The sequence below is a fragment of the Acidovorax sp. NPDC077693 genome (genome assembly GCF_044542805.1).
GTDB lineage: Bacteria > Pseudomonadota > Gammaproteobacteria > Burkholderiales > Burkholderiaceae_C > Acidovorax.
Genome location: NZ_JBITVD010000020.1, coordinates 19,542 through 45,687 on the forward strand (window position 1 = coordinate 19,542; position 26,146 = coordinate 45,687).

At 65.1% G+C, this 26,146-nt stretch carries 20 protein-coding genes and 1 tRNA gene; 13 read left to right on the plus strand and 8 right to left on the minus strand.

Annotated features, from left to right (window positions below):
• Positions 1–260: 260 nt before the first annotated feature.
• Together ACIGHN_RS23570 and ACIGHN_RS23575 are read left to right on the plus strand one after the other, a co-directional pair.
• Positions 261–1,430, plus strand: a complete 1,170-nt coding sequence (locus ACIGHN_RS23570) for an esterase-like activity of phytase family protein (RefSeq protein ID WP_396506474.1) — start codon at positions 261–263, stop codon at positions 1,428–1,430.
• A gap of 241 nt (positions 1,431–1,671) precedes the next feature.
• Positions 1,672–3,567 carry a methyl-accepting chemotaxis protein gene (locus ACIGHN_RS23575; protein ID WP_396506476.1) on the plus strand — a complete coding sequence of 632 codons (1,896 nt, stop codon included), beginning with the start codon at positions 1,672–1,674 and terminating at the stop codon, positions 3,565–3,567.
• 218 nt (positions 3,568–3,785) lie between these two features.
• Here the strand turns inward: ACIGHN_RS23575 and ACIGHN_RS23580 are convergent, their stop codons facing one another.
• Positions 3,786–4,592 (minus strand): alpha/beta fold hydrolase, encoded by an 807-nt coding sequence (locus ACIGHN_RS23580; protein WP_056417159.1) that lies wholly within the window; start codon positions 4,590–4,592, stop codon positions 3,786–3,788.
• Between the two features lie 241 nt (positions 4,593–4,833).
• Here ACIGHN_RS23580 and ACIGHN_RS23585 point away from each other — a divergent pair, with 241 nt between their 5' ends.
• Entirely contained in the window at positions 4,834–6,714 is a 1,881-nt protein-coding gene (locus ACIGHN_RS23585; RefSeq protein ID WP_396506477.1) for a methyl-accepting chemotaxis protein, read from the plus strand.
• A gap of 597 nt (positions 6,715–7,311) precedes the next feature.
• A complete protein-coding gene (locus ACIGHN_RS23590) occupies positions 7,312–9,114 on the plus strand; it encodes a methyl-accepting chemotaxis protein (protein ID WP_396506478.1) in 1,803 nt (600 codons plus the stop codon).
• A 383-nt stretch (positions 9,115–9,497) separates the two neighbouring features.
• Here ACIGHN_RS23590 and ACIGHN_RS23595 read toward each other — a convergent pair.
• The 4 genes from ACIGHN_RS23595 to ACIGHN_RS23610 form a co-directional block, all read right to left on the minus strand.
• Positions 9,498–9,587, minus strand: a tRNA-Ser gene (locus tag ACIGHN_RS23595).
• Positions 9,588–9,650: 63 nt separating this feature from the next.
• Positions 9,651–10,871, minus strand: a complete 1,221-nt coding sequence (locus tag ACIGHN_RS23600) for a GGDEF domain-containing protein (RefSeq protein WP_396506480.1) — start codon at positions 10,869–10,871, stop codon at positions 9,651–9,653.
• A gap of 273 nt (positions 10,872–11,144) precedes the next feature.
• Entirely contained in the window at positions 11,145–12,074 is a 930-nt protein-coding gene (locus ACIGHN_RS23605) for an SPFH domain-containing protein (RefSeq protein WP_056414665.1), read from the minus strand.
• A 75-nt stretch (positions 12,075–12,149) separates the two neighbouring features.
• The gene (locus ACIGHN_RS23610) at positions 12,150–12,575 is read right to left on the minus strand and encodes an NfeD family protein (protein WP_056414662.1); all 426 of its coding nucleotides are present in this window, start codon (positions 12,573–12,575) and stop codon (positions 12,150–12,152) included.
• 146 nt (positions 12,576–12,721) lie between these two features.
• Here ACIGHN_RS23610 and ACIGHN_RS23615 point away from each other — a divergent pair, with 146 nt between their 5' ends.
• Together ACIGHN_RS23615 and ACIGHN_RS23620 are read left to right on the plus strand one after the other, a co-directional pair.
• A complete protein-coding gene (locus ACIGHN_RS23615) occupies positions 12,722–15,088 on the plus strand; it encodes an arginine/lysine/ornithine decarboxylase (RefSeq protein WP_056414659.1) in 2,367 nt (788 codons plus the stop codon).
• Between the two features lie 242 nt (positions 15,089–15,330).
• Positions 15,331–15,891, plus strand: coding sequence for a fasciclin domain-containing protein (locus tag ACIGHN_RS23620; protein WP_056414656.1), 561 nt, complete (start codon positions 15,331–15,333; stop codon positions 15,889–15,891).
• 104 nt (positions 15,892–15,995) lie between these two features.
• On the opposite strand, the gene ACIGHN_RS23625 is transcribed toward ACIGHN_RS23620, so the two are convergent.
• Both ACIGHN_RS23625 and fabI read right to left on the minus strand, forming a co-directional pair.
• Positions 15,996–16,859: a DNA ligase gene (locus ACIGHN_RS23625; protein ID WP_396506481.1), complete on the minus strand. Its 864-nt coding sequence runs from the start codon at positions 16,857–16,859 to the stop codon at positions 15,996–15,998.
• Between the two features lie 88 nt (positions 16,860–16,947).
• Positions 16,948–17,748 carry an enoyl-ACP reductase FabI gene (gene fabI, locus ACIGHN_RS23630; protein WP_396506483.1) on the minus strand — a complete coding sequence of 267 codons (801 nt, stop codon included), beginning with the start codon at positions 17,746–17,748 and terminating at the stop codon, positions 16,948–16,950.
• A gap of 117 nt (positions 17,749–17,865) precedes the next feature.
• On the opposite strand from fabI, the gene ACIGHN_RS23635 reads away from it, so the two are divergent.
• From ACIGHN_RS23635 to ACIGHN_RS23650, 4 genes are all read left to right on the plus strand, one after another.
• Positions 17,866–19,671 (plus strand): extracellular solute-binding protein, encoded by a 1,806-nt coding sequence (locus tag ACIGHN_RS23635; protein ID WP_396506485.1) that lies wholly within the window; start codon positions 17,866–17,868, stop codon positions 19,669–19,671.
• Between the two features lie 104 nt (positions 19,672–19,775).
• Positions 19,776–20,807: a microcin C ABC transporter permease YejB gene (locus ACIGHN_RS23640; protein WP_056414646.1), complete on the plus strand. Its 1,032-nt coding sequence runs from the start codon at positions 19,776–19,778 to the stop codon at positions 20,805–20,807.
• Between the two features lie 13 nt (positions 20,808–20,820).
• Positions 20,821–21,873: an ABC transporter permease gene (locus ACIGHN_RS23645; protein ID WP_056414644.1), complete on the plus strand. Its 1,053-nt coding sequence runs from the start codon at positions 20,821–20,823 to the stop codon at positions 21,871–21,873.
• Entirely contained in the window at positions 21,870–23,555 is a 1,686-nt protein-coding gene (locus ACIGHN_RS23650) for an ABC transporter ATP-binding protein (RefSeq protein WP_396506487.1), read from the plus strand. Before ACIGHN_RS23645 ends, ACIGHN_RS23650 begins: the two co-directional genes overlap by 4 nt.
• A 240-nt stretch (positions 23,556–23,795) precedes the next feature.
• Here the strand turns inward: ACIGHN_RS23650 and ACIGHN_RS23655 are convergent, their stop codons facing one another.
• Positions 23,796–24,392: a lipocalin family protein gene (locus tag ACIGHN_RS23655; RefSeq protein ID WP_396506489.1), complete on the minus strand. Its 597-nt coding sequence runs from the start codon at positions 24,390–24,392 to the stop codon at positions 23,796–23,798.
• A gap of 202 nt (positions 24,393–24,594) precedes the next feature.
• On the opposite strand from ACIGHN_RS23655, the gene ACIGHN_RS23660 reads away from it, so the two are divergent.
• From ACIGHN_RS23660 to ACIGHN_RS23670, 3 genes are all read left to right on the plus strand, one after another.
• On the plus strand, positions 24,595–24,750 hold the full coding sequence (locus ACIGHN_RS23660; RefSeq protein WP_396506491.1) for a hypothetical protein: 156 nt from the start codon (positions 24,595–24,597) through the stop codon (positions 24,748–24,750).
• Between the two features lie 104 nt (positions 24,751–24,854).
• Positions 24,855–25,322 carry a polymorphic toxin-type HINT domain-containing protein gene (locus ACIGHN_RS23665; protein WP_396506588.1) on the plus strand — a complete coding sequence of 156 codons (468 nt, stop codon included), beginning with the start codon at positions 24,855–24,857 and terminating at the stop codon, positions 25,320–25,322.
• Between the two features lie 197 nt (positions 25,323–25,519).
• Complete coding sequence (locus ACIGHN_RS23670) at positions 25,520–25,942, plus strand: hypothetical protein (protein WP_396506493.1); 423 nt, start codon at positions 25,520–25,522, stop codon at positions 25,940–25,942.
• Positions 25,943–26,146 lie beyond the last annotated feature (204 nt).

Sequence of the window (26,146 nt, forward strand, 5' to 3'; positions counted from 1 at the left end):
TTGGAGGGTATTTGGCCTCCAGCGCTTGATAGAAAAGCGCTGGCAGCTATCAAAATTGAAGCGATCAATGAAAGCGCACAGGTCTTGGCCTGTGCGCTTTTTTCATGGCGTCGCGCAGACTGCACATCCACCCACACCCACCCACCTGTCACGCACCCGCCACACGGGCGCCCTAGGCTCGGGCGCTTTCGTGGGTCTTTGATTCTCTTCTTCCTTCATCCATCTATTCAACAGGCCCGGCAGGGCAGGGAGCGGCAGCAATGGCAATGGCAGTGGCACTGGTGCATTCATGGCGGCGCATGGCCGTGGGCGTGGCAACCGCGGTGGCAATGGCCGCCGCACTGGCAGGCTGTGGCGGCAGCGATGACGATGGCCGCGCGCAGCCCATTGCGTCGCTGCGGCTGCTGGGCAGCACGTCGCTGCCCACCGGCACGATGTTCGAGGGGGTCGAGTTCGGCGGCATCTCGGGCCTGGACCGGGCGGCCGACGGCAGCTACTGGGCCATCTCCGACGACCGGGGCGGCGAGCGGGGCACGCCGCGCTTTTACAACCTGGGCATCGACTACGACGCCGGCGGCAGCGTCAAGGTCAGGATCAACCGCCAGACGAACATGCTGCGCGAGGACGGCACCCCGTTCCCGGCCACCGCCCGCACGGTGGACCCCGAAGCCATCCGCACCGCGCCGGACGGCAGCCTGTACTGGGCCTCGGAAGGCAACTGGAGCGCCACGGCCGCCAGCCGCTTTCAGCCCTTCGTGCGGCAGATGACGCGCGAAGGCCGCTTCGTGCGCGAGTTCTCGCTGCCCGCCATGTACCAATACGTGGACAACGCCACCGATGGCGCGCGCAGCAACAAGGTGTTCGAGGCCCTGGCCGTGGCGCCGGACGGCACCGTGTACGCGGCCAACGAGGACGCGCTGATCCAGGACGGCCCCCTCACCAGCCTGCAGGGCGGCAGCGTGGTGCGCGTGACGGCGCTCGACCCCGCCACCGGCAAGGCCAAGGGGCAGTACGCCTACCCGTTGCCCAGGATCCCGGTGGACGCCGCGCCGGGCGCGCCGTTCGGGCCCGACAACGGCCTGTCGGACATGCTGGCCGTGGGCAACGGCCAGTTCATCGCGGTGGAGCGCGCCTTTGCCTCGGGCGTGGGCAACACCATCCGCCTGGTGTGGACCGAGATCACCAGCGCCACCACCGACGTGATCGGCACCGCGCGCCTGGCGGGCGCCACCTACACCCCCATGACGCGCCGGGTGCTGCTGGAGATGCCGCTCACCTGGCAGGGCGTGAAGCTGGACAACATCGAGGCCATCACCTGGGGCCACACGCTGCCCAACGGCCACCGCACCCTGGTGCTGGCGGCGGACAACAACTTCACTGCAGACACGCAGGCCAACCAGTTCATCGTGCTGGAGGTGGTGCCGCAGTAGCGCAGCCAACTGCGCCCGCCGCCTGCTGTGAGCCAATGAGGCTGCACCGCGGGTCTACAGGGCGCCAGGCGCTATCAAAATTGGAGCTTTCGACACTGCAAGCGATCCCTGCCGCAGGACGGTTGGTTGCGCAAACCGTGGAAACACCTGAGAGGAAATGCTGCGTCTCGCTGATAGACTGAGACAGCATTTTGTTACATATGGCGGGCGCATCGCGGCACCGCTGTCTGAAGGGTGATTCATGAAAGTTTCCGATCTGCGTATCGGTGTCAAGCTGGGATTGGGGTTTCTGGTGCTGGTGCTGCTGACGGCTTTGCTCGGCGCCATTGCGCTGGTGCAGATGTCGCGCATTCACGCCAATGCCGAAGCGATCGCCACCAACCTGCTGCCCAGCGTCACGCAGACTGGCGAGCTGCGTGTGTTGCTCAACCGCATGCGGCGGGCCGAGGCGGGCGTGGTCACTGCGCGCAACGTGGCGGAGGTCAAGGCGTTCTCCGAACAGGTGGCCGCACGCCACAAGGACCTGGACCGTGTCGAAGCCACGTACGAAGCCTTGATCGACATCCCCAGGGAGCGCGAGGTCTATGCCGACTACAAGAAGCGCAAGCTCGCGTACGTCGAGCTGCAGGCCAAGCTGATGGACATCGCCAAGAGCGTGGACTTCAGCACCACCGAGACGCTGGAGCTCACCGGCGACGCCATGGCCATGCTGTACGCCGGCGAGTCCGAGGCGGCTTTCGTCGCCACGGCGGAGACGCTGGGCGAGCTGCAGAAAATCAACACCGAGGCCGCGCAGCAGGCAGAGGTCGATGCGCTGCAGGTCTTCAACCTGGCCCGCATCTGGGTGCTGGCCACGCTGGCGGTGTGCGTGGTGCTGGCCGCGGTGCTGGGTATCGGCATCACCCGCGCGGTAACGCGCCCCGCGCACCACGCGGTGCAGGCCGCCCGCGCCATCGCTGGGGGCGACCTGACGTCCGAAGTACCGCCCGGCGGCAAGGATGAAATGGGCCAGTTGCTGTCGGCGCTGGGCGAGATGCGGCAAAGCCTGGTGAACACCGTGAGCACGGTGCGCGGCAGCGCAGAAGGCGTGGCGTCGGCCAGCTCGCAGATCGCCTCGGGCAACAACGACCTGTCGGCGCGCACCGAGCAGCAGGCGTCGGCACTGGAAGAAACCGCAGCGTCGATGGAAGAGCTGGGCTCCACCGTGCGCCAGAACGCAGACAACGCGCGCCAGGCCAACCAGCTGGCGATGAGCGCATCCACCGTGGCCGTGCAGGGCGGGGACGTGGTGGCCGAAGTGGTGGAGACCATGAAAGGCATCAACGACAGCAGCAAGAAGATCGCGGACATCATCAGCGTGATCGACGGCATCGCCTTCCAGACCAACATCCTGGCGCTGAACGCGGCGGTGGAAGCGGCCCGGGCCGGCGAGCAGGGCCGGGGCTTTGCGGTGGTGGCCGGTGAAGTGCGCAGCCTGGCCGGGCGCAGCGCCGAAGCCGCCAAGGAAATCAAGGCCCTGATCACCGCCAGCGTGGAGCGCGTGGAACAAGGCACGGCCCTGGTGGACAAGGCGGGGGCCACGATGACCGAAGTGGTCAGCTCCATCCGCCGGGTGACGGACATCATGGGAGAGATCAGCGCGGCCAGCAGCGAGCAAAGCGCGGGCGTGGGCCAGGTGGGCGAAGCCGTCACGCAGATGGACCAGGCCACGCAGCAGAACGCGGCGCTGGTGGAAGAAATGGCGGCCGCGGCGAGCGCGCTGAACGCGCAGGCGGGCGACCTGGTGAACGCGGTGGCGGTGTTCAAGCTGGAGGTGGGGGGGCAGCAGCGCAGCGCGGCTTCGCCATCGACATCGTCATCGACACCACCAGCGCGCCATGACACCGCTGCGTCCCCCGTGCCCGCACCCGCGGCCCGCAAGACCCTGTCGAGCACGGCAGCCGCAGCGCCTGCAGCGCCCAAGCTGGCCGCCCGCAGCAGCAGCAGCAGCCCGGCCAAGCCTGCGGGCGGCGCATCACCTGCCGCCAGCCTGCCTGCACCCAAGCCCGCGGCCAAGGCGGGACCGAAGCCAGCGGCCGCACCGGCCAGGGCGCCCGCGCCGGCAGCGGGTGGGGACGATGACTGGGAGCGCTTTTGAGGGGCCGGCCCAGCAGGCCCGCCCCAAAGGCTCACCCTGAAATCCAGGAAAAATAGCTGCTGCCGCTTGCTGGACAAGCGGTAGCAGCTATGAAAAAAGAAGCACGCGAGAGAAGGTTCTCCGCGTGCTTTTTGTTTTTTGCTTTTTGTTTTTTGTTTTTCAGAACGGTGGCGTCAGGAATATGGGGGGCTTCGGGTCCATGCTGCCTGCCCCACGCCTCACCGCTCGGGGTCGGGGTAGACCAGCTGCAGCCCCGGCAGGGTGGGGCGCTGGAACCGTTGCCATGCACCCTCTTGCGGCTGGGCCAGGCGGTCGGCCACGGCCCACCAGGCGCTGGGGTTCAGGCCGATGCCGAAGTGGCTGGCCACCACCTCGATGTTCTCGGTGTGCGGGTTGTGCGCGGCCGGCGCCTGGATGCTGCCGCGCCAGGCCACCACGCCATCGCTGCGCGAGTAGATGCTGGTGGTGGGCACCGGGGGGGCTTCAGGCAGGTTGTAGTTCTCGGTCTCGCGTTCGATGTCGCGGCCGCTGGCGAACTGGTAGATGCGCCAGGCGTTGGTGGACCGATGGTGGCCGGCAAACGGCGTGCCCAGCGTGATCACGCAGCGCACCCGGTCCGGCATTTCCTTGGCCAGTTCGCGGGCGTACACGCCGCCCAGGCTCCAGCCCACCAGGCTCACCTTGCGGCCGCTGGCGTCGCTGGCCGCCTGCAGTTGGCGCTTGGCGTTGTCCAGCACGCCGTCGCGCGGGCCCAGGTTCAGGCCCTGGCCCCATCCTTGCGTGCCGTAGTTGCGCGAATCGAGGTAGCGGCGCAGCGGGATGGTGGTGGCGTCGCCCGCCGTGAGCCCCGGGAACACGATGACCGTGTGGCCGTCGCCCCGCGGGGCCCGCTGCAGCACGGGCCAGGCGGGCAGCACGGCACCGAATTCCCACGGCGCGCGCAGCTCCAGGGCCAGCAAGGGCAGCCCGGGTGGCGGCAGGTGGGCGGGGTCGCCGGACTCTTGGTTCTTGCTGAAAAATGGCATCGGGTGGTGCTTGCGAAGGGGTGGGGCGGCGGGTGCGAGGACGGCCGTGACGGTAGCATTTTTTTGTGCCGAGACGGGCCGCGCGCATGGAGCCAGCTCTCCAAACGCACACCGGCCATTGGGTGCGCCAGCGAGACGTGTTCAGGCAGTTATGCCAAATAGTGCTGGCTGATGAGTGTTCGCCGCTATATGGTGGGGCAACAACATTTCAATCCTTGCTTTCACCGAGGAGTACCCGAAGATGCACCGCTTGAACATTTCCACCCGCCTTGCGGCAGCATTTGCTGCCATGGTGCTGCTGCTCGCAATCCTGGGGGGTGTGGCGTTGGCACATTCGGCCAGCCAGCGCGCGTCGCTCAACGACATCGTCACCATGCGCATTCCCATCACCAAGACGATGGGCACGCTAACCGATGGGGTGAATGTGCAGGCCATCCAGTTCCGCAACCTGGCGCTGTTCGCGTCCGAAGACATCATCAAGCAGTCGCTCGAGCGCGTGGCCGCAGCGCGGGCGTCGATCGCCAAGGAAATGCCGGTCATCGTCAGCCTGATCCGCTCTGACAAGGGCAAGGAGATCCTGGCACGCATACAGCAAAACCGCAGCAGCTTCCTGGCGCTGGGCGACGAGTACATCGGCCTTGTGCAAAAGGGGCAAAAGGACGAGGCCCTGAAACTGCTGGAGGAGCGCCTGCGCCCCACCCAGCGGGCCTACCAGGCCACCATCCAGGAGCAGGTCGACTTCCAGGCCCAGGTCACCGCCGATGCGGGCGAGCGGGCCGAAGCCGCCGCCAGCGCACTGCAGCGCGATGTGCTCATCGCCGGGGCTGCGGCCATTGCGCTGGCGATCTTTCTGGCCATCACCATCATCCGGTCCATCACCCGCCCGCTGGCCCAGGCGGTAGAGGCCGCCGACCGCGTAGCCAGCGGCGACCTGAGCGGCCACATCCACGCGCAGTCCCAGGACGAAACCGGCCAATTGCTCAGCGCGCTGCAGCGCATGCAGCAAAGCCTGGTGAACACCGTGAGCACGGTGCGCGGCAGCGCAGAAGGCGTGGCGTCGGCCAGCTCGCAGATCGCCTCGGGCAACAACGACCTGTCGGCGCGCACCGAGCAGCAGGCGTCGGCACTGGAAGAAACCGCAGCGTCGATGGAAGAGCTGGGCTCCACCGTGCGCCAGAACGCAGACAACGCGCGCCAGGCCAACCAGCTGGCGATGAGCGCATCCACCGTGGCCGTGCAGGGCGGGGACGTGGTGGCCGAAGTGGTGGAGACCATGAAAGGCATCAACGACAGCAGCAAGAAGATCGCGGACATCATCAGCGTGATCGACGGCATCGCCTTCCAGACCAACATCCTGGCGCTGAACGCGGCGGTGGAAGCGGCCCGGGCCGGCGAGCAGGGCCGGGGCTTTGCGGTGGTGGCCGGTGAAGTGCGCAGCCTGGCCGGGCGCAGCGCCGAAGCCGCCAAGGAAATCAAGGCCCTGATCACCGCCAGCGTGGAGCGCGTGGAACAAGGCACGGCCCTGGTGGACAAGGCGGGGGCCACGATGACCGAAGTGGTCAGCTCCATCCGCCGGGTGACGGACATCATGGGAGAGATCAGCGCGGCCAGCAGCGAGCAAAGCGCGGGCGTGGGCCAGGTGGGCGAAGCCGTCACGCAGATGGACCAGGCCACGCAGCAGAACGCGGCGCTGGTGGAAGAAATGGCGGCCGCGGCGAGCGCACTGAACGCGCAGGCGGGCGACCTGGTGAACGCGGTGGCGGTGTTCAAGCTGGAGGCGGGGGCGCAGCAGCGCAGCGCGGCCCCGCCATCGACATCCTCATCGTCATCGTCATCGTCATCGTCATCGACACCACCAGCGCGCCATTACACCGCTGCGCCCGCCGCTGCGCGCAAGGCCCTGTCGACCCCGGCACCCCACCTGGCTGCACACAGCGCCCGCACGTCAGCCAAGCCCGCAGGCGCCGCACCTGGGAGCAAGGCAGCTGCAGCCAGCCTGCCGGCGCCCAGGCAGGCCGTCAAACCAGCGGCCACACCTGCGGCAGCACCGGCCAAGGCCGCTGCGTCTCCCAGGGCGCCCGCCCCGGCAGCGGGTGGAGACGATGACTGGGAAAGCTTCTGACGACACGCATCCCACGAGGTTAAGGTTAAAAAACGGCGCTACCGCTCGCTGGATAAGCGGTAGAAGCTATTCAATTGATAGCATCGCAAGGTGCCCACTCAGACGTCTGAGTGGGCACCTTGCGCCTGCCTGAAGCGGCCTGGCTTGCCGGGCCAGCATTTTGCCCGCCGCCCTGGCATGCCCAGCCAAGGCGCTCAGGCCCACGCCGCGCGTACGTTCCGCCCGCCATGGCTGGATGATTTATCGCGCGCAAATGTACGCAAACGTAACGGAACGCGCTATGCTCGAAGGGCAGTTCCGCCCCCATCTCTCTCGGCTGAGGCCGCGGCTGCGGTCCTTGGATGCGCTGGTCTGTTGCCGGGAGTTCTTTCATGGCTCATGGCGTTGGCTCTGCAAGTGCGCCCGGCTTTGCGGGCCGTGCTGCCGGCAGCCCTCCTGGCGCGCATCGTGCATGTCCTCTTGTGCCCCCTTCCACGTCGATGTTCCCCGGGTGTTCGCCACCGGGGCGCAGACCGGTGTGGTCGTGGCGCATGCCGTTGCCGCCCTTCCTTGTTTCTTTTTTTCTTTCTATTTGGTCATTACTCCAGGAGCACTGCCATGAGCCAGTTCAAGATATCCACGCGCCTAGCCGGCCTGCTCACGGCCCTGTGCCTGCTCGTTTTGCTGGTGGGCGCGGCGGGGTTGTTTGGCATGGGGCAATCGAATGCCGGACTCAAGTCCGTCTACGACGACCGGGTGGTGCCCCTCAAGCAGATCAAGGTGGTGGCAGACATGTATGCCGTCAACGTGGTCGATGCGGCGCACAAGGTGCGTGACGGGGCCATGACGCCCGCCCAGGGCCTGCAGTCGGTGGCCGATGCACGCAAGGCCATCGAGTCCAACTGGAAGGCCTACCTGGCAACCCAGCTCGTGCCCGAGGAAACGAAGCTCGTCGAGCGCTTCAAGCCCTTGCAGGTCAAAGCCGAGGCGGCGGCCGATGCGCTCAACGGGCATTTCAGGTCGGCCGACATGGCCGCGCTCACCGCGTTCGCCGCCAAGGAGATGTACCCCGCCATCGACCCGCTGCAGGACGTGCTGGGCCAGCTGATGCAGGTGCAGCTCGACCGCGCCAAGGCCGAGTACGACCGGGCCGACGCGAGTTTTCAGACCATCCGCGCGACGGCCCTCACCGCCGTGGTGCTGGGCATTGCGCTGGCGGTGCTGATGGGCGGGGCGATGATCCGGCAGATCTCGCGGTCGCTGGACAACGCGGTGCAGATCACGGATTCGGTCGCGCAGGGTGACCTCACGGTGCCGATCCATGCGCGTGGCAAGGACGAGATCGCGCAACTGCTGGGCGGCCTGACGGCCATGCGCGACAACCTGGCGCACGTGGTATCCGGCGTGCGCGGCAATGCGCAGGGCGTGGCCTCGGCCAGCGCAGAGATCGCCTCGGGCAACAACGACCTGTCCATCCGCACCGAACAGCAGGCCAGCGCGCTGCAGGAGACGGCAGCGTCGATGGAAGAGCTCAGCTCCACCGTCAAGCAGAACGCCGACAACGCGCGCCAGGCGAACCAGCTGGCCATGAGCGCATCGACCGTGGCAGGGCAGGGGGGCGAGGTCGTGGCCGAAGTGGTGGAGACCATGAAGGGCATCAACGACAGCAGCAAGAAGATCGCGGACATCATCAGCGTGATCGACGGTATCGCCTTCCAGACCAACATCCTGGCGCTGAACGCGGCGGTGGAAGCGGCCCGCGCCGGAGAGCAGGGCCGGGGCTTTGCGGTGGTGGCCGGTGAAGTGCGCAGCCTGGCTGGCCGCAGCGCCGAAGCCGCCAAGGAGATCAAGGCCCTGATCACCGCCAGCGTCGAGCGCGTGGAGCAAGGCTCCGTGCTGGTGGACAAAGCCGGCGTGACGATGACCGAGGTCGTGTCGTCCATCCGCCGCGTGACTGACATCATGGGCGAGATCAGCGCCGCCAGCAGCGAGCAGAGCACGGGCGTGTCGCAAGTCGGCGAGGCCGTCACGCAGATGGACCAGGTCACGCAGCAAAACGCCGCCCTGGTGGAAGAAATGGCCGCTGCAGCCAGCAGCCTGAACCACCAGGCGCAAGCCCTCGTCGGCGCTGTGGAGGTGTTCAAGCTCTCGGCCGATCAGTCGCAGCCGCCCGCAGCCGCCCAGGCGGTGCGCACGGCCAGCTCCCGAGCCAAACTGGCTTCCGCGCCGTCGCCCAAGCGGGTACCCACCCCCGCCCACCGCCCAGGCTCCGGCAAGCCACCCGCTACTCAGGCTACTCAGGCAACCCAGCCAGCCAAGGCCCCCGGCGCCCGGCCACCGGCCATTGCGGTGAACAAGCCGAAGGCGCCAGCACCCCAGGCGGTGGCGGCGGGGGCCGAGGATGACTGGGAGAGCTTTTGAGCGGCCACTGTGAGCCGAAGATGCCAAGACTGGCGCAACTGCAAGGCTGCATCCCGAGAAATCGCCCTCCAGGCAACCGCAATGGTTGGAACGCAAACGGTGCGAGCACCCCATTGTGAGTTGGTGCAGCACGGCAGGCCCGGCGCGGGGTCCTGGGTGTGGTCGACTCTGGTGGATGGCACCGTGGGCACAGGTAGCGCCGGGCGCCTGGGCCCAGGTTGCGCGTTGACATGCGCATCGGGAAACCTGGAATCGAAACGCCGCCAGCAAAAAGCCACCCGAGGGTGGCTTTTGCGTTTCAAGCTGTACGTGAACTTGCCATGGTGGAGAGAGTCATCACCAAAGAAAAAACCCTAAGTGATTCAATCACTTAGGGTTGCATATGGCGGAGAGGGCGGGATTCGAACCCGCGGTGGGGATTAGCCCACACACGCTTTCCAGGCGTGCGACTTAAACCGCTCATCCACCTCTCCGAAGCCCACGATTGTAGCAGTGGTTTGGAGCGTTTTTGCCGTCGATCGATGGATCGGCGGTTTTTAGTGCGCAGCCCGGGCTGCGTGCAGGGCTGATTCCATGGCGGAGCCTGCCTGTGCGGCGGCGTCGCTGGCCTCGACGCGGTTGCGGCCTGCGTGTTTGCCGCGGTACAGCGCTGCATCGGCTTCCTGCAGGGCGCGGTCCAGCTCCTGCGGGGCGGCAAAGTCGGCGGAGATGCCGATGGTCACGGTGCAGCGGATGGGGCTGCCTGGGGCCGTGGCGGCTGCAACGTCGCTGTTCTCGATGGCGGTGCGTGCGCGGCTTGCCAGGCGCAGAGCGCCCTCTGCGTCGGTGTCCAGGCAGATGACGACGAATTCCTCTCCCCCCAGGCGGCAGGTGAGGTCGCCCTGCCGGGCGGTGTCGCGCAGCAGATCGGCCACGTGGCACAGCACGGTGTCGCCGACCTGGTGGCCGTGGCTGTCGTTGATGCGCTTGAAATGGTCGATGTCCACGATCAGCAGGTGCGCAGGGCCCGCCTTGCGGGAGCGCAAGTGCGCCTGCAACCCGTCGAGCAGGCCGCGGCGGTTGAGCAGCCGCGTCAGCGGGTCGTGGGCGGCGGTCGCCCGCAGTTCCTCGGTGAGCCTGCGCAGCACCAGCCAGATGATGGACGGTGCCAGCACGGTCGCCAGAAACGACATGTACAGGTAGAACACGGTCTGGAAACGGCTGTCCATGTCCAGGGCTTCCAGTCCGTTCTGGAGAATGAACACGAACTTCATCGCGTTCAGCGCGAAGATGCCGCCAATCAGGGCGGCGAACAGCACCATTTCCACGCGCAGGTCTTTGGCAAAGCTGCGGGCGCCCTGTATCACGGTGGCCGTCATCGCCGCAAAGAGCAGAGCAGATGCGCCCGCCAGCATGGCGTACCGCGCTGCCGTTCCGAGCGTCCATTGCGCCACCACCTGCGCGGCGGTGTAGGCCACCGCCAGGGTGAGCAGGGGGCGCCACAGAGGTGCGGCGCGGCCAAAGAACCGCATGGCACCCACCGCGTAGACGGCCGGTGCGCACAGGGTCAGCGTATGGTTGACCACGCTCATCGCGTTCCACCCTGGCGCGCCGCCCGCCAGCTGCAGCACGTACGCGCAGCCCAGCAGGAAGTTGCCGATGGCGAACACTTCCATCCCCATCTTCCTGCCATGCAGGCGGGTGCTGATCAGCAGGAACATGGCGCCAAAGCACAGCAGGTGCACGCACAGCATGCCGACGATGAGGGTGGCGCCCATGGGTTCTTGCACGTGAAGGTGTCTGGGTGGGGGCGAAATGGCCGCTCATCCTAGCCGACGCCGTGGCCGCTTGACGCCTTGGCGCCTTGGCGCACCGTCGGCGCTGATCGCCCAGCGAAGGAATCGGGCCCGTGGCCGGCGGCAGGGCCCGTGTCCATGCCCAGAGTCAAAAAAAGAACCGGCTCCGGACGCGGGGCTGGTGCCCTGCAGCGTGTCCGGTGAGCCGGCAAGGTGGCGTGACCGGCGCCGATGGAGCCGGTTTGCCTGGCGGTGTCAGAGGCGCGGCGTGCTGGTGGTGGTTTGCACCATCTTCATCGCCGAGGCGATGAGCGCCGAGACTTCGGTCATGTTGCTGGGCACGATGAGGGTCGTGGTCGCATCCGATGCCACCTGGCTGTAGGCCTCGACGGCTTTTTCGGCCACCTTGAGCTGCACGGCCTGCTCGCCGCCCGGCTGGCGGATGGCGGACGCGACGCGTTCGATGGCCTGTGCATTGGCTTCGGCCACGGCCTTGATGGATTCGGCCTCGCCCTGCGCCTTGTTGATGACGGCCTGCTTTTCGCCTTCGGAGCGGGCGATGAAGGCCTCACGTTCACCCGTGGCGATGTTGATCTGCTCCTGGCGGCGGCCTTCGGACGCTGCGATGAGCGCGCGCTTTTCGCGCTCGGCGGTGATCTGGGCCTGCATGGCGTGCAGGATTTCCTTAGGGGGCGTCAGGTCCTTGATCTCGTAGCGCAGCACCTTCACGCCCCAGTTCAGCGCGGCCTCGTCGATGGCCTGCACGATCTGTGCATTGATGATGTCGCGTTCCTCGAAGGTCTTGTCCAGCTCCAGCTTGCCGATCACGGACCGCAGGGAGGTCTGCGCCAGCTGGGTGACGGCCATGATGTAGTTGCTCGACCCGTAGCTCGCGCGCATGGGGTCGGTGACCTGGAAGTACAGGATACCGTCCACCTGCAGCTGCGTGTTGTCGCGCGTGATGCAGATCTGGCTGGGTACGTCGAGCGGGATTTCCTTCAGGCTGTGCTTGTAGGCGACCTTGTCGATGAAGGGCACCAGCAGGTTCAGGCCGGGCGCCAGCGTGCCCGCATATTTGCCCAGGCGCTCCTTGACCCAGGCGTTCTGCTGGGGCACGACCTTGACGGAGCGCGCGATGAAGATCACGGCGATGATGAGTATGACGACGGCAACGGCAAGTTCCATGGGACAGCCTTTCTGGATGGTGAATGAACAGGAGAGACGGAAAAACGGGCAGCCGCAATGCGGGCCGGGGCCGGCTTACAGCGGGTCCACCAGCAGGCGGTTGCCCACGAGCTCAGCGACGCGGTGCATGCCGGTCGACGGGGTGATGCCGGGGCGGTGGATGGCCGTCCACTGCGCGCCGCGGTACTTGACGGTGGTGGTGCCGTCGATGTTCCAGCTGTCGATGAGCACCGTCTCGCCCACGTCCATGTTCACGCTGCGGTCCGCACGTGCAGACGGGTCCCCGGGGCGCCGCTTCTTGAGCTGGTAGGACGCCACGACGGCGCCACCGCCCACGACCGCAGCCGCCACGATCTGCAATGCGAACGACAGCCCCAGGTGCGCGCCCAGGGCCGCTGCAGCCAGGCCGACGGCCACCATGAGCAGATAGAAAGTGCCGGTGAGCAGTTCTGCCACGACCAGTGCCCCTGCTGCCAGCCACCAGATGGTGGATTCCTCCATAGCGAACCTCCTCGTTGTGGTTGTGTTTGTTGCACCACATTCTGGGTCAAAAGCATGGCAGTTCAAAGGCGCGTCAACGTTATTCCTTACACTTCGCGCCTATTTCGTTTTTTGGCCGGCAGGGCACGGTTGCACGGAGGCTGCGCATGAAGTTTCGTTTTCCCATCATCATCATCGATGAGGACTATCGTTCCGAGAACACCTCGGGCCTGGGCATTCGCGCGCTGGCGCAGGCCATCGAGGCCGAGGGTTTCGAGGTCGTGGGGGTCACCAGCTACGGTGACCTGTCGCAGTTCGCGCAGCAGCAAAGCCGCGCCAGTGCGTTCATCCTGTCCATCGACGATGAGGAATTCACCGTCGGCGAGGGGCTGGACCCCATCGTGCTGAGCCTGCGCAACTTCATTGGCGAAGTGCGCCGCAAGAACACCGAAGTGCCGATCTACGTGCACGGCGAGACCAAGACCAGCCGCCACCTGCCCAACGACATCCTGCGCGAGCTGCACGGCTTCATCCACATGTTCGAGGACACCCCCGAATTCGTGGCGCGCCACATCATCCGCGAGGCCAAGAGCTACCTGGAGAGCGTGCAGCCGCCGTTCTTCAAGGCGCTGCTCGACTACGCCGAAGACGGCTCGTACAGCTGGCACTGCCCCGGGCATTCGGGCGGCGTGGCCTTCCTGAAAAGCCCCGTGGGCCAGATGTACCACCAGTTCTACGGCGAGAACATGCTGCGCGCCGACGTCTGCAACGCGGTGGAAGAACTGGGCCAACTGCTGGACCACAACGGCGCCATCGGCGAATCTGAGCGCAACGCCGCGCGCATCTTCAATGCCGACCACTGCTTCTTCGTGACCAATGGCACGTCCACATCCAACAAGATGGTGTGGCACCACACCGTGGCCCCGGGCGACGTGGTGGTGGTGGACCGCAACTGCCACAAGTCCATCCTGCACAGCATCATCATGACCGGGGCCATCCCCGTGTTCATGAAGCCCACGCGCAACCACTTCGGCATCATCGGCCCCATCCCGCAAAGCGAGTTCGAGCCGGCAGCCATCCAGGCCAAGATCAAGGCCAACCCGCTGCTCAAGGGCGTGGACGCCAAGAAGGTCAAGCCGCGCGTGCTCACGCTCACGCAGTCCACCTACGACGGCGTGCTGTACAACACCGAGACCATCAAGGGCATGCTCGACGGCTACGTCGACAACCTGCACTTCGACGAGGCCTGGCTGCCGCACGCGGCCTTCCACCCGTTCTACGGCACCTACCACGCCATGGGCAAGAAGCGCACGCGCCCCAAGCACTCGGTGACCTACGCCACGCAGTCCATCCACAAGCTCCTGGCCGGTATCAGCCAGGCCAGCCATGTGCTGGTGCAGGACTCGCAGACCACCAAGCTGGACCGCCACCTCTTCAACGAGGCCTACCTGATGCACACCAGCACCAGCCCGCAGTACAGCATCATCGCCAGCTGCGATGTGGCCGCTGCCATGATGGAGCCGCCCGGCGGCACCGCGCTGGTGGAAGAAAGCATCCTGGAGGCCCTGGACTTTCGCCGCGCCATGCGCCAGATCGAGCATGACTTCGGCAAGAACGACTGGTGGTTCAAGGTCTGGGGCCCGGACAAGCTGGTGGACGAGGGCATCGGCCGGGCCGAGGACTGGATCATCCGCAGCGATGCCAAGGGCAAGAAGGCCGGCACCAAGTGGCACGGCTTCGGCCAGCTGGCCGACGGCTTCAACATGCTGGACCCGATCAAGTCCACCATCGTCACGCCGGGCCTGAACCTGGACGGCAAGTTCGACAAGAAGGGCATCCCCGCGTCCATCGTCACCAAGTACCTGGCCGAGCACGGCGTGGTGGTGGAGAAGACCGGCCTGTACAGCTTCTTCGTGATGTTCACCATCGGCATCACCAAGGGCCGCTGGAACACGCTGCTCACGGCGCTGCAGCAGTTCAAGGACGACTACGAGAAGAACCAGCCCATGTGGCGCATCCTTCCGGAGTTCTGCCAGCAGCACAAGCGCTACGAGCGCATGGGCCTGCAGGACCTGTGCCAGCACGTGCACGAGATGTACGCCAAGTACGACATCGCGCGCCTGACCACCGAGATGTACCTATCGGACCTGACGCCCGCCATGAAGCCGTCGGATGCGTACGCGCACATCGCGCACCGCAAGACCGAGCGCGTGGAGATCGATGCACTCGAAGGCCGCATCACCGTCGGCCTGGTCACGCCGTACCCACCGGGCATTCCGCTGCTGATCCCGGGCGAGGTCTTCAACAAGAAGATCGTGGACTACCTCAAGTTCGCGCGTGAATTCGCCAAGCTGTGCCCCGGCTTCGAGACCGACATCCACGGCCTGGTCGAGGTGGAGGACGAGAACGGACAGGTGCGCTACTACGCCGACTGCGTGGCCGACGAGAAGACCACCAAGAACCCCAAGCCCTTGGCCACGGCCAAGAACCTGGTGCAGGTGGGTGGCGACGGCCCCTACGGACGCACGATCTGATCTGGCGCTCCACCTGCTGCAAGGTTGAACCGCTGAAACGGTGACCGGCTACGCACCTGCCGGTGCCAAGGCCGCTCACCCCCTCATCGCCCCCCGGCCCACGCCGCGGGGCGATTTTTTTTTGTATCCGCGCTGTTGCAAATCTTTTTGAATCCGGCGGGCCAGGCCCGGCGTATTGACTGGTAGCCGCGTGCATTTCATGCGGTGTGAGACACCCCCTTTCATACTTTCAGGAGATCCCCATGCGCACTTCTTTCAATGCCCGTATCGCTGCCGGTCTGTTCGTTGCCTTGTCTGCCGGTGCAGTGCCTGCGTTCGCTGCCGATGTCATGGTGGGCGGCGCCCCCATGCTGGCCAGCAAGGACATCATCGACAACGCGGTGAACTCCAAGGACCACACCACGCTGGTCGCTGCCGTGAAGGCCGCCGGGCTGGTGGAGACGCTCAAGGGACCAGGTCCCTTCACCGTGTTCGCACCCACCAACGCCGCCTTTGCCGCGCTGCCCGCCGGCACGGTCGACACCCTGCTCAAGCCAGAAAACAAGCCCACGCTGACCAAGGTGCTGACCTACCACGTGGTGGCTGGCAAGTGGGACGCCGCAGCACTGTCCAAGATGATTGCCGACGGCAAGGGCATGGCCAGCATCAAGACCGTGGCGGGCGGCACGCTCACCGCCAAGGCCAGCGGCAAGGCCATCATGCTGACCGATGAAAAGGGTGGCACGGCCAATGTGACCATCGCCGACGTGTACCAGTCCAACGGCGTGATCCACGTGGTGGACAAGGTCCTGCTGCCCAACTGATCGCTGATCCTTTCGTGAGCCTCTGAGGACACGAAGGACCCCCAGGCGCCACGCCGTGCAGTGATGTGCGGCGTGGCGTTGTGCTTTCAGTGGCGACAGTGGCCTCAGCGGCTCGGCGGCAGGTCGTCGCGCACGCGCACGAAGCTGGCAAAGCGCGGGAGCCCACCGTCGTGCGTACCGCGAAACCGGTAGGTGACCCAGCTGCCGATGGGCGGCGGATCGGCCCGCTGCGCGTCGCTGAACCCGGCGCCCAGTTTGAATCGCTGCCCTGATGGCATCTCGACCAGCAGCGCGCCCAGGCGGCCCTCCAGACGGCCCTTGCCGGGCACATGGGCCACCACACGGGCTTCGGTGTCCTCGTGGGTCTTGACCTTGACGAGGTCATCGCTGCGCCCGCCCTGGTACAGCGAAGCGCCCCGGTGCAGCATCAGGCCTTCGCCGCCCGCGCGCACCGTGCGCTGCAGCAGCGCCTGCAGTGCGGCGTCCGTCGCCACGCGGTGCTGCTGCACGGCCTGCACCCAGGGCTGGCCGATGGTTGCGACCACGGCATTGAGTGCGGGAATGCGGTCGTCGAAGGTGCCGGGGCTTTGCGGCAGGTCGAACACCATGAACCGCATCTGCCGCCACGCGGCATCGTCGGCATGCTGCTGCCGGGTGGTGGACTGCGCATGGGCAAAGCGCCCGCGCCCGGCCCACAGCTCGCCATCGATCGGCGTGTCGGGCCAGCCTGCGGTGAACCACGCCGGCGCAGCCACCGTCTCGCCACCGCGGGTGCGCAGCGTGCGGCCATCCCAGTAGCCACGCACGCCGTCGTACTTTTCGCTGACCCAGTAGTCCGCCAGGGGCATGCCCGGGCGGTACACGTTGGCCAGCAGCAGCGCCGGTGCGTCGCCTGCGCGGGCGGGCGCACCGATGGCGGTGGCTGTGCCCGCCAAGGCCAGCCAGGCCAGCCAACGTCTGCGAAGCATTTGCTATTGAATTGATAGCTGCTACCGCTTGACTATCCAGCGGTAGCGCTTGTTTTTGCTTGAAGACCCGTGGTCAGGTCTGAGCCAATCAGACCTGGTCGGCGCTCAGGCCCGCGGTCTGGCTGAAGCCGCCGTCCACGTAGGTGATCTCGGCGGTCAGGCCCGAGGCCAGGTCGGACAGCATGAAAGCGGCCACGTTGCCCACGTCCTCGATCGTCACGTTGCGGCGCAGGGGCGATGCGTCGGCCACGCGGGACAGCAGCTTGCCGAAGTCCTTGATGCCGCTGGCCGCCAGCGTCTTGATGGGGCCGGCGCTGATGCCGTTGGCGCGGATGGCGCGGCCGTCTTCGGTGCGGCCCACGGCTTCTGCCAGGTAGCGCACGCTGGCTTCCAGGCTGGCCTTGGCCAGGCCCATGGTGTTGTAGTTGGGGATGGAACGCAGCGCGCCCAGGTACGACAGCGTGAGCAGCGACGACTTGTCGTTCAGGTAGGGCAGGGCGGCCTTGGCCATGGCCGGAAAGCTGTACGCGCTGATGTCGTGCGCGATGCGAAAGCCTTCGCGCGACAGGCCTTCAAGAAAGTTGCCCGCAATGGCCTCGCGCGGTGCGAAGCCGATGCTGTGCACGAAGCCGTCGAACTTCGGCCAGGTCTGCGCCAGATCGGCGAACATGCGCTCGATCTGCTCGTCGCTGGCCACGTCGCAGTCAAAGATCAACTTGGAGTCGAACTCGGCGGCAAAGTCGGTGATGCGGTCCTTGAAGCGCTCGCCCACATAGCTGAAGGCCAGTTCGGCGCCTTGTGCGTGGCAGGCCTTGGCGATGCCGTAGGCGATGGAGCGGTTGGACAGCACGCCCGTGATGAGCAGCTTCTTGCCGGTCAGAAAACCCATTGTTGTTCTCCTGTGGAATGCGTGAAAAAAGAGGGCGCCCTGGTGCCACCGGACGGGTCTCCGGGGAATACCCACAGCCTGTGCGGCGGCAGGGCCGACGTAGTGCAGAATTGTCGCATGCGGTTTTGGCTCACTTTCTTGCTGACGGTATGCGCGGCTCCGGCCTGGGCTGCCCACGGCTATGCGCTGTGGGGGGACCTCAAGTACCCCGAGGGCTTCTCACATTTCGACTACGTGAACCCCGACGCCCCCAAGGGCGGCGAGCTGCGCATGGTGAGCAACCTGCGCTACTCCACCTTCGACAAGTACAACCCCTTCACCATGAAGGGCTCGGTACCCGCGTACCTGAGCGAGCTCATCTTCGAATCCCTGCTCACCGGCTCCATGGACGAGACCGCCTCGGCTTATGGTCTGCTGGCCGAAGACGTGCAGGTGGCCGACGACCGGCTCAGCGCCACCTTCCGCCTGCGGGCCGAGGCACGCTTTCACAATGGCGACACGGTGGAGGCCGCGGACGTCAAGCACAGCTACGACATGCTGATCAGCCCGCAGGCGTCGCCCAGCTACGCCACGCTGCTGCAGGAAGTGGCCGGCGTCGACGTGCTGGACAAGCGCACCGTGCGCTTTCGCTTCAAGCAGCCCAACCGCGAGCTGCCGCTCACCGTGGGCAGCCTGCCGGTCTTCAGCCGGGCCTGGGGGCGCGGCCCGGACGGCAAGGCCAAGCCGTTCGACCAGATCGTGACCGACATACCGATCGGCAGCGGCGCGTACCGCATCGGCGATGTGAAGTTCGGGCGCGATGTCACCTACCAGCGGGACACGCAGTACTGGGGCCGTGATCTCAATGTCAACCGGGGTGCGCACAACTTCGACCGCATCACTGTCAAGATCTACAAGGACAACACCGCGCGCCTGGAGGCCATGAAGGCCGGTGAGTTCGACTTCATGACCATCTATTCAGCCGGCGACTGGGCCCGCCGCATCGACGGCAAGCTCTTCAAGCAGGGCGTGCTGGTCAAGAAGGACATGAAGCACCGCCTGCCCTCGGGCTTTCAGAGCTACGTGCTCAACACCCGCCGCCCGCTGCTGCAGGATGTGCGCGTGCGCGAGGCGCTGGGCCTGGCCATCGACTACGAGTGGATGAACCGCCAGATGTTCTATGGCGGCTATCCCCGCGTGAAGGACCTGTTCGGCAACACCAGTTGCCAGGCCAAGGGCACGCCCGGGCCAGAGGAGTTGGCGTTGCTCGAACGTTGGCGCGGCAAGGTGCCCGACACGGTGTTCGGCCCCATGTACACGCCGCCCAGCACCGAGGGCGAGGGCCATTCGCTGCGCGACAACCTGCGCCGCGCGCGGCAACTGCTGGTCGATGCGGGCTGGACCTACCGCGACGGCGCGCTGCGCAATGCCGAGGGCAAGGCGATGGAGATCGAGTTCCTGGACAGCAAGGAAGCCGGCGCCCGTACCGTGACCCCATGGATTCGCAATCTGGAGAAGCTCGGCATCACGCTGCGTTTCACCACGGTGGACTTTGCGCTGTACCTGCAGCGCCTGGACAAGTTCGACTTCGACATGATCAGCCTGGCCTACCCGGGTACCTACAACCCCGGCCAGGCGATGAAAGAGCTGTTCGGCAGCCAGGGCGTGAAGGTCGAAGGCTCCAGCAACCACGCGGGGGTGAACAGCCCGGCGGTGGATGCCCTGGTGACCGCGCTCACCCGCGCCACCAGCCAGGCCGAGATGCTGCCCGCCTGCCGTGCGCTTGACCGCGTGATCATGCACAGTCACTACCTCATCCCGCAGTGGACGCTCGAGTCGCACCGGGTGGTCTACAACCAGAAGCGCCTGGCCTACAAGGAACCGATGCCCCCCTACGCCAAGGCGGAAGAGTGGTTGATGTTCTCGTGGTGGACAAAGCCGTGAACGAGCGCTCGCCCGATTCGCTGCCCACCCGCGGACTGCCTTTGCCTATGCCTTTGCCTTTGCCTTTGCCCGTGCGCGGTGCCCCGTTTCATCGATAACCGAACATGCTCGCCTACATCGCCAAACGCCTGTTGTTGATGCTGCCCACGTTGCTGGGGGTGCTGCTGTTGACCTTTGCGGTGATCCAGTTCGTGCCGGGCGGGCCGGTGGAGCAGTACCTGGCGGAAGCACGTACCGCTGGTGGCAAGGGCGGCGTGGAATCCGGCGGCATGGCCTACCGTGGCGACCAGGGCGTGGACCCCAAGCGGCTGGAGCAGATCAAGGCGCTGTACGGGTTCGACAAGCCCGCGCACGAGCGGTTCTTTCAGATGCTGGGCCAGTTTGCGCGGTTCGACCTGGGCAAGAGCTTTTTCCAGAACAAGGACGTGTGGAGCCTGGTGAAAGAAAAACTGCCGGTGTCCATCAGCCTGGGCCTGTGGACCTTTTTCATCAGCTACCTGGTGGCCGTGCCGCTGGGCGTGGCCAAGGCCGTGCGGGCGGGCTCGCGGTTCGATCTGATCACCACGCTGCTCGTGCTGGTGGGCTACGCGATACCGGGCTTCGTGCTGGGCGTGGCGCTGCTCGTGATCTTCGGGGGGCAATTGCAGTGGTTTCCCCTGCGCGGGCTGACCTCGTCCAACTGGGACGAACTCAGCTGGGGTGCGCGCATCGTCGACTACCTGTGGCACATCACGCTGCCTGTCACGGCAATGGTGCTGGGCAGTTTCGCGGTCACGGCCATGCTGACCAAGAACGCGTTCCTGGAAGAGATTCGCAAGCAGTACGTGCTCACGGCCCGCGCCAAGGGGCTGAGCGAGCGTCAGGTGCTGTGGAAGCACGTGTTTCGCAACGCTTTGATTCCCATCGTCACCGGCTTTCCGGCGGCGTTCATCGGCGCGTTTTTCACAGGCTCGCTGCTCATCGAGACGCTGTTCTCGCTCGACGGCCTGGGCCTGCTCAGCTACGAAAGCGTGATCCGCCGGGACTACCCCGTCGTGCTGGGCACGCTGTATCTCTTCACCCTGATCGGCCTGGTGACCAAGCTCGTCAGCGACCTGTGCTACGTGTGGGTGGACCCGCGCGTGAAGTTTGATTGACCCCCGCCACGGCATGAGCACCGCTTCTTCTTCGCCATCGCCTTCGCTGTCTCCATCTCGCCGGGCCTGGCTGCGCTTCAAGCGCAACCGGCTGGGCTACTGGAGCCTGCTGATCTTCAGCACGCTGGTGCTCGTCAGCCTGTGTGCCGAGCTGATCAGCAACGACAAGCCGATCATCGTGCGCTACGAGGGGCAGACGTACTTCCCCATGCTCAAGGACTACCCCGAGACCACCTTCGGCGGAGACTTCGAGACGCCGACCGACTACCTTGATCCGTTCATCAAGGAGCGGCTGAGCCAGGGCAGCAACTGGGCGGTCTACACGCTCAACACCTACGGTCCCAACACCCTCAACTACTTCGCCAAGTCCCCCAACCCTTCGGCGCCCACCACCGACAACTGGCTGGGCACCGACGACCGGGGCCGCGACCTGCTGGCGCAGTTGCTGTACGGCTTTCGGGTGAGCGTGCTGTTCGGCCTGGCGCTCACCGTCACGGGGGTGCTGCTGGGGGTGCTCACCGGCGCGATCCAGGGCTTCTTCGGCGGCAAGGTGGACCTGGCGTTCCAGCGCTTCATCGAGATCTGGGGCTCCATGCCCGAGCTGTACCTGCTCATCATCTTCAGCGCCGTGTTCGCGCCCAGCGTGTCGCTGCTGCTCATCCTGCTGTCGCTGTTCGGCTGGATGGGCCTGTCGGACTACGTGCGCGCCGAGTTCCTGCGCAACCGCCAACTCGACTACGTGAAGGCCGCACGCGCCCTGGGCGTGGGCAACGGCCAGATCATCTGGCGCCACATCCTGCCCAACAGCATGACGCCGGTGGTGACCTTCCTGCCGTTTCGCATGAGTGCGGCCATCCTGGCGCTGACCTCGCTCGACTTCCTGGGCCTGGGCGTGCCGCCCGGCACACCGTCGCTGGGCGAGTTGCTGAGCCAGGGCAAGAACAGCATCGATGCGTGGTGGATCTCGCTGTCCACCTTCGCCGTGCTGGTGACCACTTTGCTGCTGCTCACCTTCATGGGTGACGCGTTGCGGGATGCTCTCGACCCCCGAAAGGCCGACCAATGAACGCCTCCACGCCCGGCACTGGTGGCTCATCACCGTCATCGCGCGGCAACGCTGCTGCAGCCCCCCTGCTCGACGTGCGCGACCTGCACGTGCGCTTCGGCGCCAAGGAAGTCGTGCGCGGCGTCAGCTTCACCATCGCCCCTGGCGAGAAGCTCGCGCTGGTCGGCGAATCCGGTTCTGGCAAGACCATCACCGCGCTCAGCCTGCTGCGTCTGGCGGGCAACGCTGCCATCACCGGGCAGGCCCATCTGCGCGGGCAGCGCGACCTGCTGGCGCTGACCGAGCGCGAGATGCGCGGCGTGCGCGGCGGCGAGATCGCCATGGTGTTCCAGGAACCCATGACCGCGCTCAATCCGCTGATGACCATCGGCGTTCAGATCGCCGAGATATTGCAGCTCAAGAAGGGCCTCACGGGCGCGCAGTGCGCCCAGGCCGCCATCGAGCTGCTGGCCAAGACCGGCATCCCCGAGCCCGCGCGGCGCGCCAACAGCTTTCCGCACCAGCTCTCGGGCGGGCAGCGCCAGCGCGCCATGATCGCGATGGCGCTGGCCAGCGAGCCGCAACTGCTGCTGGCCGACGAGCCGACCACCGCGCTGGACGTGACCCTGCGCGGCCAGATCCTGGACCTGCTGTCCGACCTGCAGCGAGCCAACGGCATGGCCGTGCTGCTCATCACGCACGACCTGAACCTGGTGCGCCGCTTTGCCGACCGCGTGGCCGTGATGGAGCAGGGCGTGCTGGTAGAGCAGGGGCCCGTGGCCGAAGTGTTCGGCGCGCCGCAGCATGCCTACACCCGCCGCCTGATCGCCAGCCAGCCGCGCCGCGACGTGTCGCCCGCCGATTCGCCGGCCGGCACGCCGCCCGTGGTGCACACGCAGGACCTGCGCGTGGTCTACCCCACGCCGTTGCCGGGCATCCGCGGTTGGTTCAAAAAAGGCGAGTTCGTGGCCGTGCAGGGCGCCACGCTGTCGCTGCTGCCCGGTGAAACGCTGGGCGTGGTGGGCGAGTCTGGTTCCGGCAAGTCGACCCTGGCGCAGGCCATTCTGGGCCTGCTGCCGCACACGGGGCAGCTGCAGGTGGGCGGGCAGGCATGGCAACTGCCCGCCATGCGCAACACGCCCGCCAACCAGCAACTGCGCCGCCGCGTGCAGGTGGTGTTCCAGGACCCGTTCTCATCGCTGTCGCCGCGCCTCACCGTCGAAGAGATTGTGGGCGAGGGCCTCAAGGTGCACGAGCCGGCCCTGAACACCGCCGAGCGGCGCACCCGCGTGGAGGCCGTGCTGTCGGAGGTGGGGCTGACCGAAGCGCAGTACCCCCGCTTGCTCGAGCGCTACCCGCACGAGTTCTCCGGCGGTCAGCGCCAGCGCCTGGCCATTGCCCGCGCGCTCATCGTGCAGCCGCAGGTGCTGGTGCTCGACGAGCCCACCAGCGCGCTCGACGTCACCATCCAGCAGCAGGTGCTGGGCCTGCTGCAACGGCTGCAAAAGGAGAAGGGCTTGAGCTACCTGCTCATCACCCACGACGTGGACGTGATCCGCGCCATGGCGCACAACGTTCTGGTGATGAAGGACGGTGCCGTCCTGGAGCACGGCGTGGTGGACCAGGTGCTCGACGCGCCGCAGCACCCCTACACCCAGCGCCTGGTGGCGGCCGCCACGGTGCCCGATGGCGCGTCGGCGTAGAACGCCGCGTTGATGATGTGTTGACGACGCGCTGTGCCTGCTGCCGCTTGTCAATCAAACGGCGGATGCTATTGGAAATGTAGCGTCAGATGCAGGTTGGAAGTGCGGTGCTGTACATCGCTTCTGTGGCAGAGGCTGTTGGCAGGGGTGGTCGGAGTCGGACTGCTTCAAGCTGCCCAATGCAGCCTGGACGTGGATGTCGCGATGCCTCCCGCGCAGCCCACCGTCAACCCAAAGCCGTCACGTCATCACGGCGCGCTTGGCGTGCTGCTCGCCCGCGGCGGGTGCCCACAGGATTTTGCGCACATCGATGCCCATGGTCTGGGCGCGCTCCAGCAGGTGCTCGCGCACATGGCCGGGCAGGGTCGGTGTGCGCGACAAGATCCACAGGTAGTCCTTGCTGGAGCCCACTACCATGGCCCACTGGTAGTTCTCGTCCAGCGCCACCACGTTGTAGCCGCCGTAGAACGGGCCGAAGAACGACACCTTCAACGCCGCCCGCGTGGGCTCGCCCACAAAGCTGGCCGTGCCCTCGGCCTCTTTCCATTCCTTGCGCACCGGGTCATAGCCGCGGTTGACCACCTTCACGGTGTCGTCGTCATTGCGGGTGTAGGTAGCGCTGGTCTGCGTCAGGCCGCGTTCGAACGAATGGTCGATGCGCGCCACCTCATGCCAGTGGCCGGTGTAGCGGTTCACATCGAAACCGGTCACTGGCTGGATGCCCTCCGGGCTGCGTGGCGTGGAGCAGGCCGAGAGCGCCAGCACAGCTAACAGCGCTGCCGCGCCCACGACAAGGGGCCATGGCGACCGGCGGCTGGGAAGTGTGTGGATGGGCATGGTTTTCTCCTGCAAGGTGTATGTAGTGGGGCGCTGCCGATGAAGGTACAAGCTGCAAGGTTGTGCTTTTTTCTACGATGTAATTTAGATTGCGTCTCTAGGCGGCTCATGTAGGTCCAAGCTGGCACGGAATGTCGGCCGTGCCAGCACCTACAGCTACGACGCCAACAGCAACCGCACAGGCAGCACGACGACCGAATCGTTGAGCGCATCCAACCGTAGCGCCAGTCTGAGCGCGACCCTTCCAGGCGGCGCCAACCAGGGCAGCTACAGCCGGACGCGCACAGAAAGCTGGACCTACGACGCGCAAGACCGCCTCACAGGCCACACCACGCCAGAGCGCATCACCACTTGGTAACTGGACGCCGGTGGCAGGCGCATCCAGCAGACCGTAGTGGCCACGGCAGGGGCCACGGGGCCATCCGGCATGACCGACCCATCCTGCGCTTAAGCGTGGAGGAGGTGCGAGAAGCAGGTGAGCAACGCGAACAAACTGTCGCCACTGCGCTCCGGGGCGTAGTCCGCAGTGAAGATCTGCTGGTCACTCCGGGCCATCCGTTTTACGTGCCAGAGCGTGGCTTCGTGAGCGTAGAGGAACTACAGCCAGGAGATGAACTGGTCTCGTTGGCGACACAGACAAGGCTGCCGGTCAAGGTAATCGTGCTGGAAGCACCGCAAGGCACCACGCACAACCTGACGGTAGAGGCAGGTCATACCTTCTTTGTGGGAGGATTGGGCACCTGGGTACATAACGTTGGGCCTTGCAATACGTGTCCAGCTGGAATTCGTGGTAACGCAAGCCCTGCTGATACAAAAAATGTCGGCGGTACATTTTTTGATAACCTCCACTTCCGTAGTAAAGTAGATTTCGATACCTCTTCGTTTCAAGGTAGCACTGGTTTTAAATATAAAGTTATCCAGCGTGAATAACGTGCGATTGGCCCATTATTTGAAGCATCTACTAGATATCATAGTATTCGCAACATTCAGAAAGCGCCGTTGCATCCTCATGGAAGCAATCAAAACCCTGATTTTCCCCTCGGGCGTGGCCCTGGATCATTGCGTGAATCATTTCAACGGGTGGATTCTCCAGAATATTGGAGGTGGAGCGGGAAGCAGGAATTAAAATGAGTAAAATACCTGAAATTGTAAATTCAAAATTAATTGATGCCCGATATGTTAGAAATTATTCTAATTTGGTAGGTAATCAGTTGCGAATGCTTGGGGTTACGCATGAGCTTCTTCAGAGTTTTTATGAGAAATATGTGGGGCCATTTTGGAGTGAGCGAATAGGTTGCGAATTGCTTGATATTGTTGAAGGTGCCGATAATATTTCTGCAATGACCCTCGTTTGTAGGGATGAATTTAATTTTTTTTCAAAATATTTGGTTATTAGTCAGCTTGCGGCGGGTCAGGTAGTAGTTCTTGATACTCACACTGACGAGGTTTATGAGGTTGACTTTGAAGGGGGCGAAAGAATGCTTATGGCTGGCACCCTCAAGCCCCGATGGAATAGCTTCGAGAAGTTCTTAATGGACTACTTTTTTTAGGTGTTGCATGCCAGTCGAGCGGTAGCACTTAAAATACTTTCGGATTTCTTTGCGCACTCTTTAGTAGTTCCGCTAACATTCTCTATCTGGTACTGATTGTGGTCGTTGATATAATGGAGAAATATTATTTTCTCGTAGAGAACCCCCTCGTCAACCGATTGCAACCTGATTTTCCAGCATTCTGCCCATTCAGCAGACCAAGGA